The following is a 14,500-nucleotide window of genomic DNA, read 5'->3' on the forward strand; positions in this document are numbered from 1 at the left end:
AGGCTGCCGGAGCAAAGCTTGCGATGCATGCTCAAGCATTCGCTTCGGCTGACCGACCGTTGGAGCTGCAAGGAGTCGTGGTGTGTCGAATGTGCCCGTGTGCGAGACGACACAACTTCGTGACAAGGCGCGTACGGCTCATGGACCTGTCTCCTGGAAGTTATGTCGTGACGCCCTTAACGCACCCTTAACGCGCCCTTAAGGCGAGAGGGCAATTCTTGACTTATGCCGCATGCACGCATGGAGACTGTGAATATTTCTGAACTCCGGTCGGCGCTCAGGCCAGGCGCATTTCGCTAGCCATCTCTTCCTCCATGGCCGAGCTGCGAGGCGCACTCGAGCGGAGGGGCACGCTTAAAAAGATCCGATGCCGCATTGTCACGAATAGTCAAATCCGGCACCTGTCAGCGCTACCGCGATGTATGCTCAGCGAGCAGGTTCTATTGTTGAGGTCCTACGTAGTCCAAATTGTGTTTCAACGACGGGGAGGGAATAAAAATGGACGTATCCAGTTTCGTTTCGCCATTGCTGGCCGCCTTGGGAGGTTTTCTACCGAAGATCGCCGGAGCCATTGGCCTTTTGATCGTCGGTTGGATCGTCGCCGCAGTTCTTCGAGTGGTCGTACGCAAGCTCCTGTCCGCATTGAAGGTGAATCAGCAGATCGCGCACGGCACAGGTCAGGTGATTCGCGTCGAACAGGGCGTCGCGGCGGGCGTGTTCTGGTTTGCGATGCTCGTCACCGTCGTCGGCGTGTTCAACGCGCTGAATCTCTCCGCTGTCTCGAATCCCTTTTCCGCGCTCATTGCGCGGATGGTGGATTACCTTCCGAACCTGATCGGCGGCGTCACGCTCGCGTTGATCGCGTGGCTCGTCGCATCGCTACTGCGTAGTCTGGCGAACCGCGCGCTGAGATCGGGCAAGTTAGACGACAAGCTCACGGGCGGCGCGGGCATCGCGCCGGTGAGCGGCTATCTGGGCGACGTTCTGTTCTGGCTCGTGATCCTGATGTTCCTGCCCGCGGTACTGTCCGCGTTTGCGCTGTCCGGGCTGCTCGCGCCCGTGCAAGGCATGGTCGACAAGCTGCTCGGCGTCGTGCCGAACCTCTTTGCGGCGGCGGTGATCGGCTTCGTGGGCTGGATCGTCGCGCGCGTGCTGCGCGGGCTCGTGACCAACCTGCTCGCCGCGGCGGGCGCGGACAAGCTGGCGCAGAACCTGGACAGCCCGACGCCGGTGCGCGTATCGAGCCTCGTTGGCACCCTCGTCTACGTGTTCGTATTCGTGCCCACGCTGATCTCCGCGCTCGATGCCCTGAAAATCGAGGCGCTCTCGGGCCCTGCGACCAACATGCTCAACCAGTTTCTCGGCGCGGTGCCGGACCTCTTTGCGGCCATCGTGATCGTGACGGTCACGTTCTACGTTGCGCGCTTCGTTGCCGCGCTCGCGCAAAAGCTGCTCGTCGCCGCGGGCGTCGACGGGCTACCCGGCGCACTGGGTCTTGAGCGCGTGTTCTCCGGCATGCTGCAGCCGTCCGTGCTGGCCGCGCGCCTGATCGTGTTCTTCGCAATGCTGTTCGCGACAGTCGAGGCCGCCAACCGGCTCGGCTTCACGCAGGTACGCGACGTCGTGACACTGTTCATCGAGTTCGGCGGCCATGTGCTGATGGGCGGCATGATCCTCGTGATCGGTTTCTGGCTCTCGAATCTCGCGCGTCGCGTCATCCAGCAAGCGGACAACGAACATAGCGAACTGTTCGCCCGCATCGCGCAGTTCGCCATTCTCGGCCTCGTGTTCGCGATGGGGCTTCGCGCGATGGGCATTGCCAACGAGATCGTGCAACTCGCGTTTGGCCTCGTGCTCGGCGCAATCGCTGTCGCTGTGGCGCTCTCGTTCGGTCTGGGCGGCCGCGAGGCGGCGGGCAAGCTGCTTGATCGATGGATAGGCCGCGGCCGGTCAGGCGAATAATCGTGGGGGCGCGAGTCACGTCGCGCCCCGCGCAATGCGGTAATTGCCTCGCCTGAAAACCGTGCGACTCGTCTACCGGCCGGCAGAAGACCGGTCGATGACCTTCGTTCTGACGCGCGCATTCATTCACCAGAACAACGTCACGTTGGAGCGCCCGGCACCAGGCTTCGGCTACGTACGCATCAGCGGTTTCAACGAGCAGACCGTGCCCGATCTCGTGGACCGTTTGAAGGTCCAGAACGTGGGCGTTCAACCGGATCTGCCCGTGGACGACCACCCGCCCGATCAATCCGGCGACCTGCCTGCCGTGAGGGAGATCGATCTCGATCGCCATCTATCGAGCCACGACGGTCGCCCGGACACCGCGCTGGAGCAACGCATGCGCGTGAGGTCACAGGGCAACTGCAGACAATCGAGGCTCAACGTGCGCAGTCGTCCAACTCGAGCGTCGGTAGGCGGCCGACGACTCAGCCAGTGGTGTACGGCAAACCCGGCGACTTCATGCTGAGCGAGGTGCTGAACTGGTTGCAGCACAAGCCGGTGAGCTTGTCGAAAGCGAAGCCGGAATAGTGCGCGACACCACCGCAGTCGACACACCGCCAATGCATCGCTGATGCATCGCGCTTGCCGCCACCGAGACCGACGGCAAGCGCAACGCCGCCACCTGACGCCTGGCGCTTAACCGCGACGCCGCTAACTCGCCTTGCGTGCCTGGAGCGCCCGAATGCGGCCCACCGCCGCCGTGTCGGACACGGTTGCGTCGTACATCTTCGCGAGGTCAGCCTTGAGCGCGGTACGTGATCCGCCGTCCAGATAGACCATGTGCCCCGATGGGTAGAACCGCGCCGACAGGTTTTGCCGCACCGACTGGCTCACGAGCGGCATCTGCTGGAGATCGAGCACCGTCTGGTAGAACGGCGTGACGAAGTCGTAGAAGCCGTTTGCCGAAAGCACCTTGAGATCGACGTTGAGCGCCATCACGGCCGCGAGATCGCCCGCCGTATAAAGCACGATGTTGCCCTTCGAGTCCAGGCCCTTCTGTTCGCCCGTTGGGTCGATGTGGCTGAAGTCCCAGTTCAGGAACGCCTGGTCGTTCAGATCCGTGAACGACGAGTTCGACGTGTACTTGAGCTGCTCGTTCAGGTACTGGTTCCACATCGCGGTGTAGACGCCGCTCACCGCCGTCATGGTCGGATCGTTGCCGCCCGAGTTCGGATCGATTTTGCCGGCAATGCCGGTATCGATAGCGGTGACGCGACCGTCATAGGCGCCCAGCGCCACGCCTTTCGACTTGAGCAACGTCGTCAGGAAGAGCGAATTGCCGCGGCTGTCGTAGGCTGCAACGTCGAGGCTCCATGCAAGCAGCGTCGTCTTGTCGATGCCGGTGTACTCGGAGAGCTTTTCCACCGTGGCGTCGTCGGTCGACGGAAACTTGCGCAGAGCGGCGAGATAGTCGGTGCGCGCGAACTGCGCGACCTCTTCCACGAACGCACCCAGGTCCGTTGGTGTGGGCGCCACGCCGAGTTTGCGGTGATACCACGCGTCCGCTGCTGCCGTAGGCAGCGCACCCACCGGATTGCCCGCCTGTGTGTAGTCGAGGATCGACGACTGCAGCGTGACGCCGTTCAGATCCACGCCGTCCTCATGCAAGCGGTACGCGAGCACGCAACTGCGTGCCGTGCCGTACGACTCGCCGAACAGATACTTCGGCGAATTCCAGCGGTTGTTCTTTGTGAGGAACCGCTTGATGAACTGCTTGATGGAGTCGGCGTCTTTGTCCACGCCCCAGAAATCCCGGTTCTTGTGCGGCGCGATGGCTGCCGAATAGCCTGTGCCCACCGGGTTGATGAACACGAGGTCGCTCTTGTCCAGCAGACTGTCCGGGTTGTCTTCGAGCTGATACGGCGCGGGCGGCGTGAAACCCGGCATCGAAGTCTTGATGCGCTTCGGCGCAAACGAGCCCAGCAGGACGAACACTGAAGACGAGCCCGGCCCCCCGTTATAGAAGAACGTGACGGGCCGCGCTTCTTCTTTCTGCCCGTCTTCTGTGAACGCCACATAAAAGATCCTGGCATTCGGCTGCGAACTGCTCGGGTCGACCGTGACGAGGTGGCCCGCCGTGGCCGTGTAGTTGATCTTCTTGCCGCCAATCACGATGGAATGCTTCGTAATGGCCGCGCTCTCGCTCGTATCCGTAACCGAATCGTCGGGACCGTTGCCATAGGCGACGGGGTCGAAGAATGGCTGGTCGCCGCTGCGGTGCGCTGCCGGCGACGACGGCACCGGAGAAGGTGCCGCCGCCAGTGCGGACGAAGCCGCGGAGGCTACCGACGCGCGCGATGCGGGCGACGCGTGGGAATTGTGGGACGACTGCACACTGCCGGAAGCTGAATCGGGGTTCGTCATGATCGCTCCATCGGATTCGTTATGCGTTTTCACGCCACGCGACCGCCCGGTGGCGAGTCGCGCCAGACGGAAACCGCCGGCAAGCCGGCGGCCCTTTCACCACACCACGTTCGCCAACGACTATAGAGCCGCGGCGATTTTCTGACCATTGGGGCTGCCAAGCCCCGTGCAGGCGTCCCAGCCCGGCGCCGCCTCGAAACTGCCGTTGTTACCCTGGGTGATGTCGTTGCACACGCGTTGAGCCTTATACAGCTTCGGATTGATGAACCCGGCCGGCTGGCCCTTCGCTGCATTGATGCGCGCGATCAGTCCCGCCCACAACGGCGCCACGGCGCTCGTTCCGCCCACCACCGTTTGCGTGCCGTCCACCAGCACTTCATAGCCCGTTGCCGGCGATGCGTCTCCCGCAACATCGGGCACGCCGCGGCCGGAAAGCGCAATTTTCGAACCACCGGTTCGCGTTACGCTCAAGCCTTCCTGCCAGGCAGGGACCGGGAACGCCCCGCTCACCCCGCCACCGCCCGCGCCGCCTGAAGGTCCGTCGTTCCAGACGGTTTCGCTCGTCACCGACTGACCCGATGCCTGCACGCTCGTGCCGCCGCAGGCAAGCACATACGGGCTCGATGCAGGAAAGTCGACGTGATCTGCGCCGTCGCTCACCCCGTCGCTCGATCCACTGTCGCCCGATGCCACACATACCGTAACGCCCACCGCGACCGCGGCTTGCAGCACGTTGTTGAAGGCCTGCAGCGATTGCGCCGTCCACGCCGTTTCCGGTGCCCCCCAACTGATCGCGATGACGGATGGCTTGTGCGTGGTGTCGTGCACCGCACGGCTCACCGCGTCGACGAAGCCGGCATCGCTGTTCTGAGTGAAATAGACGGCGATGGTCGCGCCCGGCGCAACGGCGCCCGCGATCTCGATATCGAGCGCTACTTCGCCGTCGGGCCCGCCCGGGTCGCCTGTCGGCCGATTGCTGCCCTGGTCCACGCCCACGGCCACCACCTTCGGCGCCGGCATGCCGAGGCTCGAGAAATACTGCTGCAGGTCGGCGTTGCGATATCCGCCGCCCAGTTCGATGACGCCAATGCATTGGCCGGCGCCGTCGCCAGCCGGAAACTCGTAGAGCGCGGCCAACTGCGGCGGCGTGAACGACGCGGTTTCGCGCGCCTGGGCCGGCCGGAACGGGGGGCGGATACGAAAGTGCGGCCGCGCCTGCGGACGATTGTCCAGCCCGAGCACGGCGGTGACGACGCCGTGCAGATCGTCTGGCAAGTTGACCGGCCCGGTGCGCCCGCGATAGCGGCCGATGGTGTGATGCTCGTAATGCTGCAATTCGACGTCGAACGCCTTCTGGAATTCGGCAATCGTGCCCTTCAGCACGACGGTGCACGCGGCGGCGTCGGAGCGGACGACGGCCAACCCATGCTGCGCCGCGAAAGCCTGCACCTTGGCAAGGTCGTCAGCGGGCGTGCCGAAGCGCTTCGCGAACTCTTCCCTCGAAAGCGGCTTCGCGTCCGGGGCGCCGGACTCCAGCTTCTGCATGAGCGCGTGAAACGCCGGTTCGTCCCGGCGACGCAGCATGACCACCACCTCGATTACCTCGGCCGGGTCGCAATGCCCAACCACCTTTGATCCTTCAGCAACTGCACGCTCACTTCCTGCCAGCGGATGTTTCGCCATGGTTTCGACACCTCCGGAATGCACGACGGTAGCCACGCGTTGCCCGCGCCGGGCACGGCCGCAGCACGCGCGCTGCGACTCGAACCCGAGGGGAATTTCGTTTCAGTGGGATAGCGCAGAACCGTCCGACAAAACCATTCAAGCACAGTTCCTGCGCACCGGCACCTGTCCGTATGGCCGATGGCGACGCATTCAGAAGATGACGCATAATGGGCCGCCCGCAGCTTCCGGTGCGTCGCAGTGCGCAACCGGGCGAAGCGCGGCGCACACCATCGAAGAACGAGGAATTCCCATGTCCATTTCCATGTATCAAGCATCGGTGCCCGTGCTGCTGCACGGCTTGACCAACCTGCAAGCCATTCTGGGCAAAGGCGAAGCGCACGCGGCCGAAAAGCAGATCGATCCTTCGGTGTTCACGGGCGCACGCCTGTTCCCGGACATGCTGCCGCTCGCGCGCCAGATCCATATCGCGACCGACACCGCCAAAGGCTGTGCTGCGCGGTTGGCCGACGTGGAAGCGCCGCGCTACGAGGACGTCGAATTCACGTTCGACGAATTGCAGGCCCGCATCCAGAAGACGATCGATTACCTGAAGGAATTCAAGCCCGCGCAGATCGACGGCTCCGAAGAGCGCACGATCACGCTCAAGATGCGCACCGGCCCCATCGAATTCACGGGCATGAGCTATCTGCTGCACTTTGTGCTGCCCAATTTCTTCTTCCACGTGACCACGGCCTACGACATCCTCCGCCACAACGGTGTGGAACTGGGCAAGCTGGATTACCTCGGAGCAAAGCGGGCCGCTTGAAGATGTAGAAGGCGTTGGAGAGTGCCGCTGCGGCGGTCTTGATCGCCCAAATCGCCTCAACAATCGCTTCAATCGCCTCAATCGAGCGAGAGTCGCACCGCGAACCCGATCAGCGCAGCCGAAAATGCCCAGCGCTGCGCAGTCTGCGCGAGTGGATGCGCGCGGACCCAGTTCGCGATGCGTGCCGCACCCAGCACGTAGAGGGCGTCGAAGCACGCGCCCATTGTGACCAGCACGACGCCCAGCTCCGTGACCTGAAACGCCACGGGGCCAGCGTCGGCACGCACGAACTGGGGCAATAGGACTGAGCAGAACAGCAGGGCCTTCGGGTTGAGCAGGTTCGTCAGCAGCCCCTTGACGAAGTCGACGCGCCGCGGCCGCTGCAGCGCCGCCGACACCGCGGCTGCGCTGGCCGCAGGCTGACGAGGCGTGGCCGCGCGACTATCGCCAGCTCCGGCCCCCGGCAACGCAAACACGGGCGAACGGAATATCTGCACGGCGACCCATGCCAGATAAACCGCGCCCGCATACCGCACCACCTCGTAGAGCCAGGGTGCGTTGTGAAGCAGCGCGGCCACGCCGCACGCAGACAGCGTCACGTGCGTCGCGCGCGCCGCGCCCAGGCCGGCTGCGGCCGCGAGGCCGCTGCGCACGCCTCGTCCGATACTGGTTTGCAGGATCAAGGCCATGTCGGGGCCCGGCAAGGCATAGACAACGATCAGTGCGGCAACGAAGACGACCAGAAGGTGAGTGGAAACCATCGCAGAAAACCCCGGCAGGAACCCGTTTTGTCGGGCTCTATATTGCTATCGCGACACGAGGGATTTCTGGCGACTTTCAGTCCGTGGCCGGCTTCGCCTGGAGGAATACGCTAACATCCGCACTTAATTTCGAGAATTCCATTTTCACCGTGAACACCCCCGAACTCGACAGGATTGACCGCGCCATCCTCTCCGCCGTACAGGCGGATGGCCGCATCCCGAACGCGCGCCTCGCCGAAACGGTGGGGCTCAGCGAAACGCCCTGTGCTCGGCGTCTGAAACGACTCGAACAGGAAGGCTATATCGAGCGGTATCGGGCCATGCTCTCGCGCGAAGCGCTCGGGCTCGGTGTGGTGGCGTTCGTGTACGTGCGCTTTGCCGTCCACGACCGCGCGCTCGCCGACCGCTTCGAACGCGAGGTGTTGGCCATTCCCCGCATCCTGTCGTGTCATAACGTCTCGGGCAGTGCCGATTACATCCTGCAGGTCGTTGCCCGCGACCTGGACGACTACGGTACGTTTATGCGCGACGAGCTTCGCTGCCTGCCGGGCGTGACGTCCGTGGAATCGTCGCTATCGCTGCGCGAAGTGAAGGCCAACGGCGGACTGCCCGTGCCGTGAGCAGCACGGGTTGGCGGGCGCGCCGCAGAGACCTTGCCGCCCTGCGGGCGGATCTCGTCGTCGCTCGCACCGTCGCCTTCCGCAGCCCGCCGCACGCCCGGTCCACCCCGATCCACGGTCCCGCCGAGCGCGAGCCGTTTGTCCCGAATCTGATTTGAACCTGACGGAGCATCCATGACACCCGAAGAAGCACGAGCCGAAGAAACCCGCGCAATGGACCGTGTGCTCGCGGCGACGCAGCGCGTCCACACCACCTTTGCCGCCCTTCAGTCCCAGTTTCCGCCCAAGGGCGACGGACGCCCGTCGCAACTCGCCTTGCAGACGTTCGACGCCGCGCTGGAGGAGCTCGAAGAAGCCCAGGCAGCGTTCGACGAATTGCTGAACGACCTGCTTGACGGGAACCGCTGACCGGCATACCTACCCGCCCCGGTCGCTTGCCAGCCGGCGAAGCACGATGGATCGAGCACGCAGGCGACCGGAACCGATTCGAAGGTGCCTTGCGGGACAGACCGTTAGTTGCGAACAAACATTCGAGGCGTCACGCCCCAATGCGCTCGCTCGCCAGCGAAACGCCATCCGCGTTCACGCTGTCTCACCCGATATCCGGCGCCGGCGCGCCGCGATAAGGGAAACAAGGGGGACGGCATGAAAACCATCCGCATCGGCATTTCGGGTTGGCGCTATGCGCCCTGGCGCGGCGTGTTCTATCCGCCCGGGCTGCGGCAGGCGCAGGAACTGCACTACGCCGCGCAGGCGTTGCCCACCATCGAGATCAACGGGTCGTTCTACAGCCTCATGCGCCCGTCCGATTACGCCGGGTTCTACGAGCAGACGCCGCCCGGCTTCGTCTTCGCCGTCAAGGCGCCGCGCTTCTTGACGCATCGGTTGCGCCTCAAGAACATCGAAGCCGCGTTTGGCAACTTCCTCGCATCGGGCGTCTTCGAACTCAAGGAAAAACTCGGCGTCTTGCTCTGGCAGTTTCCGGGCTCGTTTCGGTTCGACGCCGAGCGCTTCGAGCACTTCTTCGCCCTGCTGCCGCGCGACACGCAAACGGCGCTCGACTTCGCACGCGAGCATCACGACGAGCGCGTCGCCGGCCGCTCGACTCTGGCTATCGACCGCAAGCGGCCGCTGCGCCACGCCATCGAGATCCGGCACGAAAGCTTCCTCTGCGAAGCCTTCGTCGATCTGCTGCGCCGCCATCGCATCGCACTCGTGTTCGCGCATTCCGCCGGCAAGTGGCCCTATGCCGAAGACGTGACGAGCGACTTCGTCTATCTGCGGCTACATGGCAGCGAGCAGATGTACCACGGCGCCTATCCCGACGACGCCCTCGCCCGTTGGGCCGAACGGATCGCGGCCTGGCATGCGGGCGCGGAGCCCGCGGACGCCCGGCGCATCGGACGCCCGGCACCGAAGCCGCGCGGCCAACGCGATGTCTTCTGCTATTTCGACAACGACGTGAAGGTGCGCGCACCGTTCGACGCGCGCCGCCTGATGACCCGCCTCGGGCTCGATGCGCACCTCCCGCCCCTGCCCGAATACGAAGGCAAAGCACCCCGCACGGGCAGCCGCCCGCCATCGCCGGCAAGCGACCGGGAAGGCAGACCGGAAAGCAGCCCAAAAAGCCGGTCCAAAGACGGGCCCAGAAAGCGCCCCGGCCACTCGCCGCGCGAATTGACTAAACGATCGCTTATGCATCGCCCGAAAAAACGCTGCAAGTCTGTTGCACGCTTCGCGTAAACCCCCGTGAGTCGCCGTCCCCCGCCTTGCCGTAATAACGCGTAGATGCTGGCCGGCCGCGGAATGGAACATCGCGCCGATGCCTCGCGCGCCACTCGAGCCGCGTGCCTGGCAGCCTTTATAAAAGCGTGACCGAGGTGACTGTGATCCGACTCTCCAATTTCCGTCTCACGACGCGTATTTCCGCAGGCTTCGCCGCAATGATCCTGCTCGTGCTCTGCGCGAGCGGCGCCGCGCTATGGGCGGTGCAACTCGCCAGCTCGGAGCACGCTGCGGGCGGCGCCGACGGCACCGCCACAAGCACAGCGGCGAGCGCGCTCGTGCCGGTGGTGATCGTGTCGTCGGGGCTGGCGGTCGCGGTAGGCGTGATGCTGGGCTGGGGCATCCGGCGCGCCATCAAGACGCCGGTCGAGGGCGTGGTCGCTACCGTGGGCCGCATTGCGGGCGGCGATCTGGCGACGAAGATCGAATCGGCCGGTCGCGACGAAATCGCGTGGCTCAACTACGAACTCAACATGATGCGCAAGAAGCTCCAGTCGACCATCGCCGAAGTCCGACAGTCCGCGGAAACGGTGGCGCAGGCCTCGTGCGAGATCGCCGCCGGCAACAACGACTTGAGCACGCGCACCGAACAGCAGGCACTGAGCCTGCAGCGCACCGCGCACTCCATCGCCGCGCTTACGGACGCCGTGAAGAACAACGCCGAGCACGCCGCGCAGGCCAACGAACTGGTCGCCTCCGCGAGCGAAGTGGCTACCGAAGGCGGGCGCACGATGAGCGAAGTCGTCGCGACGATGGGCGAGATCAACACGAGCGCGACGAAGATCGGCGACATCATCAGCGTGATCGACAGCATCGCGTTCCAGACCAACATCCTCGCGCTCAACGCCGCGGTGGAAGCCGCCCGCGCCGGCGAGCAGGGCCGCGGCTTCGCTGTGGTCGCAACCGAGGTGCGCGCGCTCGCGCAGCGCAGCGCCACGGCGGCCAAGGAGATCAACGAGCTCATCAGCCGCTCCGTGGAGCGCATCGAAACGGGTGTGCGGCTCGTGGACGTGGCCGGCCGCACCATGGAAGAGATCGTGAAGAGCGTGAAGCAGGCCGAGCAGATCATGGGCGAGATCAGCACGGCCACGACCGCGCAGCGCACCGGCATCGAGCAGATTCACACGGAGATCGCGCAGATCGATAACGCCACGCAGCAGAACGCGGCGCTCGTCGAGCAGGCGTCGGCGGCGGCCGGGTCGCTGCAGGAACAGTCGCAAACGCTGGCCGAAGCCGTGAAGATCTTCCAGGTGAAGAAAGCCGGTTAACGCAGGCGGCCGTCCGTCTAGTCCTACCGGTTCAGGCCTACGTTTCGCTCCAGAGCCGCAGCAGGTTGTGATAACAGCCGACGAGGCTGCGGCGCGCCGCGTCGTCGGCGCCTGTTGCATTGAGGCGCTGGATCGCCGTGTCCATGTCGAACAGCAGCGCGCGCTGCGTGTCGCTGCGCACGAGGCTTTGCACCCAGAAGAAACTCGCGAGCCGCGTGCCGCGCGTGACCGGCGTCACCTGATGCAGGCTCGTTGCGGGATACACCACCATGTGCCCGGCCGGCAGCTTGACCTGATGCATGCCGTAGGTGTCTTCGATCACGAGTTCGCCGCCGTCGTATTCGTCGGGGTCGCACAGGAAGAGCGTCGCCGAAACGTCGGTGCGCAGCTTCACGCCGTTCGGCAGCACGCGCACCGCGCCGTCGACGTGACTGCCGAACGTCATCCCGCTCTCGTAGCGATTGAAGAGCGGCGGATACACCTGATTCGGCAGCGCCGCGCTGATGAAGAGCGGATTGCACTCGATGGCGCCCACGATCACGTCGCCCAGTTCGCGCGCCACCGGCGAATGCTCGGCGATCTGCTGGTTGCGCTTCACGGGCGCGCCCTGATAGCCCGCTGTCGCGCGGCCATCCACCCACGCGTCGCCTGCGCCTTCCAGACGCTCGCGCACGTAGCGCACCTGGTCGGCGGTCAAAACATCGGGAATGGGCAGCAGCATGGGTGGACCTTCGATACAGATTGAATGACGCCCGCCGCATTCAGAGGCGAGCTTGAAAGCGCGTTCAAAACCGGCTTCAGAACCGGCTTCAGAACCGGTAATTCGCCGTCGCCAGCAGCGTGCGCCCAATGCCCGGCACCGACCGGCCGCCGTCCGACTGAATCAGCGCGTCGTAGTAGCGCTTGTTCGTCAGATTCAGCACGTTCAACTGCACGTCGTAGCGCTTCGTGTGATAACCCGCCATCGCGTCCCAGCGCGTATAGCCGCCCACCTCGACGAGATTCGTGTTGGCCGCATAGCGCGCGGACATGTAGGTCGGCCCGCCGCCGATCTGCCAGTGCGGCGTGATCGCATAGGTGCTCCACAGCGTCAGCGTGTTGCGCGGCGTATTGGCCGGCACGTGGCCCTGGGTGCCGTCGCGTGCGGAGACGATGCGCGCGTCCATGTACGTGTAACCCGCGAAGATCTGCCAGCGCTCCGTGAGGCGGCCCGTCGCGCTCGCCTGGAAACCGTTCACGCGCACGTCGCCGTCGAGCGTGTATTCCGTCGACGACACCTGGGTTCGCGCGTTGCGCTTTTCCTGCTGGAACAGCGCCGAGGTCACCGAGAGGTTGCCGTTCAGCAGGTCCCACTTGCTGCCCACTTCGAACGAACGCGTCGTTTCGGGCGGCAGGTTCTGCGTGAGGTTCGTGACCGTGAGCGCTTCCAGCGACGGATTGAACGACGTGCCGTACGACGCGTAATACGACTGCCAGTCGCTCGGCTGCCAGATCACGCCGCCGCGCACGCTCGTGTAGTTGTTGGTCTGCGCGGCATACGAAGGCGCGTTGATGGTGTTCGAGATGTGCGCCTGGTAGCGGTCCCAGCGCAGCCCGCCCACCACCTTCCAGTGCTGGCCGAGCGAGACCGTGTCGTTGACGTAGGTCCCAATCGAATTCGCCGACGACGACGCGTAGTTGCCCTTCGTCGTGGTCACGCCGGCCGGATCGGACAGATAGACCGGATCGATCAGCGACACCACGGGCAGGTTGCCGCGCGTGTAGGCCTGGTTCGAGTAAGTCTCGTGGCCCAGTTCGACGCCCGCGATCAGGTCGTGCGCAATGGGACCGGTCGTGAATTTGTACTGCGCCATCGTGTCGTTGTAGATGGCGTGGTTCTGGATCACGCGGTCATGGCTTTGCAGCTTCACGTACAACTGGCTCAGCGGAATCTGCGTGTAGTTGCCGTTCGAGAGCGCGGTGCTCGTGGCGAGCGGCCCCGTGAGCACCGCCTGCGGCGCGGTTTCGCGCGCGTCCGTCATGGAGTGCGAAATCTGCGTGCGGTTGGTGATCGTGAAGTGGTCGTTGAAGCGGTGCTTGATGCTCGCGTTGAACGTCTGCACGTCCTGGATCGTGCGGTCCGACGTGATGCCGTAATACGTGTTGCGCGACACGGGCGCGGGATGGCCGTTGAGCGGCGGCACGCCGTAATCGGGCTGATCGTAGTTGTGCTGGATGAGCGCGGACAGCGTGATCTCGGTGGGCGTGCCGATACCGAAGCGCGCTTCGGGCGCAAAGCCGTAGTCCTTGTTGTGCATCTCGTCACGGCTCGAGCCGAGCGACTGGCCGAACGCGTTGAGCCGGATCGCCGACGTATCCGTGAGCGGCCGGTTCACATCCACCGCGGTGCGATAGCGGTCGTCGGTGCCGATCATCGTGGAAATTTCCGCCGAGGGCGTGAGATTCGCCTTCTTCGTGACCTGGTTGATGACGCCGCCCGTGGAGCCGCGGCCGAACAGCATCGACGAAGGCCCGTACAGCACTTCCACGGCTTCCAGGTCGAACGTGTCGCGATAGTATTGGTTGCGGTCGCGAAAGCCGTCCAGGTAGATGTCGTTTTGCGCCGTGAAGCCGCGCAGGTTCACGTTGTTGCCGATCTGCCCGCCCTCCGCGCCGCCGATCGTCACGCCCGGCGCGTTGCGCAGCGCGTCCTGAAACGACGTGGCGGCCTGAGAGTTGAGCAGCGCCTTGTTGATGACGGTAACGGTCTGAGGAATGTCCCGCAGCGACGTGGGCGTCTTCGCGCCCACGGTCGCGCGGTCGGCCTGGAAGTCGTGCTGGTCGGTGGCGCTGGACACCACGACAGCAGGCAAAGTGCCTTCGCTGGCAAGCTGGGTGCCGTCCTTCGCCTGGGCGCTGGTGGCGCTAGCGGTGCTGGTAGCGCTGCGCGTTCCGCTGGCGCCGGCAGGCGCCGCAGCCGCAGCGGATGAGGTTTGAGCGGACGCGTGCGTGGCGGCCGATGTGACGCACAGCAGTGCCATCGCTGTGGCCAGCGGCTTCTTGTCGAACATGGAATCCCCGTCGAAGATGAACACGCGCCAACCGGTCGAACGAAACCGGGGGCGGCGCGATGCTGGCTGGCGGGGCGACCTTTACGCGCGGAGCGAAGGTGCGAGGCTGGCTACGATTAGTTTTGCGTTGCGATCATCGGACGATGCGCGGCATGTC

Annotated in this window: 12 protein-coding genes; 7 read left to right on the forward strand and 5 right to left on the reverse strand. The window is 64.6% G+C overall.

The window, feature by feature from the left end:
• The first annotated feature begins 498 nt into the window (after positions 1 to 498).
• Positions 499 to 1,962, forward strand: a complete 1,464-nt coding sequence (locus tag PKKP23_RS29205) for a mechanosensitive ion channel (RefSeq protein WP_126879428.1) — start codon at positions 499 to 501, stop codon at positions 1,960 to 1,962.
• A gap of 97 nt (positions 1,963 to 2,059) precedes the next feature.
• On the forward strand, positions 2,060 to 2,470 hold the full coding sequence (locus PKKP23_RS29210) for a hypothetical protein (RefSeq protein ID WP_126879429.1): 411 nt from the start codon (positions 2,060 to 2,062) through the stop codon (positions 2,468 to 2,470).
• A gap of 185 nt (positions 2,471 to 2,655) precedes the next feature.
• Here PKKP23_RS29210 and PKKP23_RS29215 read toward each other — a convergent pair whose 3' ends face one another.
• Together PKKP23_RS29215 and PKKP23_RS29220 are read right to left on the reverse strand one after the other, a co-directional pair.
• Complete coding sequence (locus PKKP23_RS29215) at positions 2,656 to 4,368, reverse strand: S10 family peptidase (RefSeq protein WP_126879430.1); 1,713 nt, start codon at positions 4,366 to 4,368, stop codon at positions 2,656 to 2,658.
• 120 nt (positions 4,369 to 4,488) lie between these two features.
• Positions 4,489 to 6,051, reverse strand: coding sequence for a S53 family peptidase (locus tag PKKP23_RS29220; RefSeq protein WP_126879431.1), 1,563 nt, complete (start codon positions 6,049 to 6,051; stop codon positions 4,489 to 4,491).
• A gap of 292 nt (positions 6,052 to 6,343) precedes the next feature.
• On the opposite strand from PKKP23_RS29220, the gene PKKP23_RS29225 reads away from it, so the two are divergent.
• Positions 6,344 to 6,859: a DUF1993 domain-containing protein gene (locus PKKP23_RS29225; RefSeq protein WP_126879432.1), complete on the forward strand. Its 516-nt coding sequence runs from the start codon at positions 6,344 to 6,346 to the stop codon at positions 6,857 to 6,859.
• 77 nt (positions 6,860 to 6,936) lie between these two features.
• On the opposite strand, the gene PKKP23_RS29230 is transcribed toward PKKP23_RS29225, so the two are convergent.
• On the reverse strand, positions 6,937 to 7,620 hold the full coding sequence (locus PKKP23_RS29230) for a LysE family translocator (protein ID WP_126879433.1): 684 nt from the start codon (positions 7,618 to 7,620) through the stop codon (positions 6,937 to 6,939).
• A 149-nt stretch (positions 7,621 to 7,769) separates the two neighbouring features.
• On the opposite strand from PKKP23_RS29230, the gene PKKP23_RS29235 reads away from it, so the two are divergent.
• The 4 genes from PKKP23_RS29235 to PKKP23_RS29250 all read left to right on the forward strand — a co-directional run bounded on the left by PKKP23_RS29235 (position 7,770) and on the right by PKKP23_RS29250 (position 11,293).
• Positions 7,770 to 8,240: an Lrp/AsnC family transcriptional regulator gene (locus PKKP23_RS29235; RefSeq protein ID WP_126879434.1), complete on the forward strand. Its 471-nt coding sequence runs from the start codon at positions 7,770 to 7,772 to the stop codon at positions 8,238 to 8,240.
• Between the two features lie 174 nt (positions 8,241 to 8,414).
• Positions 8,415 to 8,648, forward strand: coding sequence for a hypothetical protein (locus tag PKKP23_RS29240; protein WP_042303213.1), 234 nt, complete (start codon positions 8,415 to 8,417; stop codon positions 8,646 to 8,648).
• A 237-nt stretch (positions 8,649 to 8,885) separates the two neighbouring features.
• Entirely contained in the window at positions 8,886 to 9,983 is a 1,098-nt protein-coding gene (locus PKKP23_RS29245) for a DUF72 domain-containing protein (protein ID WP_126879435.1), read from the forward strand.
• 143 nt (positions 9,984 to 10,126) lie between these two features.
• Positions 10,127 to 11,293 carry a methyl-accepting chemotaxis protein gene (locus tag PKKP23_RS29250; protein WP_126879436.1) on the forward strand — a complete coding sequence of 389 codons (1,167 nt, stop codon included), beginning with the start codon at positions 10,127 to 10,129 and terminating at the stop codon, positions 11,291 to 11,293.
• A gap of 37 nt (positions 11,294 to 11,330) precedes the next feature.
• On the opposite strand, the gene PKKP23_RS29255 is transcribed toward PKKP23_RS29250, so the two are convergent.
• Positions 11,331 to 12,014: a Fe2+-dependent dioxygenase gene (locus PKKP23_RS29255; protein WP_017778289.1), complete on the reverse strand. Its 684-nt coding sequence runs from the start codon at positions 12,012 to 12,014 to the stop codon at positions 11,331 to 11,333.
• A gap of 88 nt (positions 12,015 to 12,102) precedes the next feature.
• On the reverse strand, positions 12,103 to 14,343 hold the full coding sequence (locus PKKP23_RS29260; RefSeq protein ID WP_126879437.1) for a TonB-dependent receptor: 2,241 nt from the start codon (positions 14,341 to 14,343) through the stop codon (positions 12,103 to 12,105).
• Positions 14,344 to 14,500 lie beyond the last annotated feature (157 nt).

The sequence above is a fragment of the Paraburkholderia kururiensis JCM 10599 = LMG 19447 genome (assembly GCF_003986935.1).
Lineage (GTDB): Bacteria > Pseudomonadota > Gammaproteobacteria > Burkholderiales > Burkholderiaceae > Paraburkholderia > Paraburkholderia kururiensis.

Excerpts from the sequence above, each read along its gene's own strand:
- PKKP23_RS29210 (WP_126879429.1), top strand. The coding sequence starts at position 2,060 with ATGACCTTCGTTCTGACGCGCGCATTCATTCACCAGAACAACGTCACG.
- PKKP23_RS29245 (WP_126879435.1), top strand. The coding sequence starts at position 8,886 with ATGAAAACCATCCGCATCGGCATTTCGGGTTGGCGCTATGCGCCCTGG.
- PKKP23_RS29260 (WP_126879437.1), bottom strand. The coding sequence starts at position 14,343 with ATGTTCGACAAGAAGCCGCTGGCCACAGCGATGGCACTGCTGTGCGTC.
- PKKP23_RS29215 (WP_126879430.1), bottom strand. The coding sequence starts at position 4,368 with ATGACGAACCCCGATTCAGCTTCCGGCAGTGTGCAGTCGTCCCACAAT.
- PKKP23_RS29225 (WP_126879432.1), top strand. The coding sequence starts at position 6,344 with ATGTCCATTTCCATGTATCAAGCATCGGTGCCCGTGCTGCTGCACGGC.
- PKKP23_RS29240 (WP_042303213.1), top strand. The coding sequence starts at position 8,415 with ATGACACCCGAAGAAGCACGAGCCGAAGAAACCCGCGCAATGGACCGT.
- PKKP23_RS29220 (WP_126879431.1), bottom strand. The coding sequence starts at position 6,051 with ATGGCGAAACATCCGCTGGCAGGAAGTGAGCGTGCAGTTGCTGAAGGA.
- PKKP23_RS29205 (WP_126879428.1), top strand. The coding sequence starts at position 499 with ATGGACGTATCCAGTTTCGTTTCGCCATTGCTGGCCGCCTTGGGAGGT.
- PKKP23_RS29230 (WP_126879433.1), bottom strand. The coding sequence starts at position 7,620 with ATGGTTTCCACTCACCTTCTGGTCGTCTTCGTTGCCGCACTGATCGTT.
- PKKP23_RS29255 (WP_017778289.1), bottom strand. The coding sequence starts at position 12,014 with ATGCTGCTGCCCATTCCCGATGTTTTGACCGCCGACCAGGTGCGCTAC.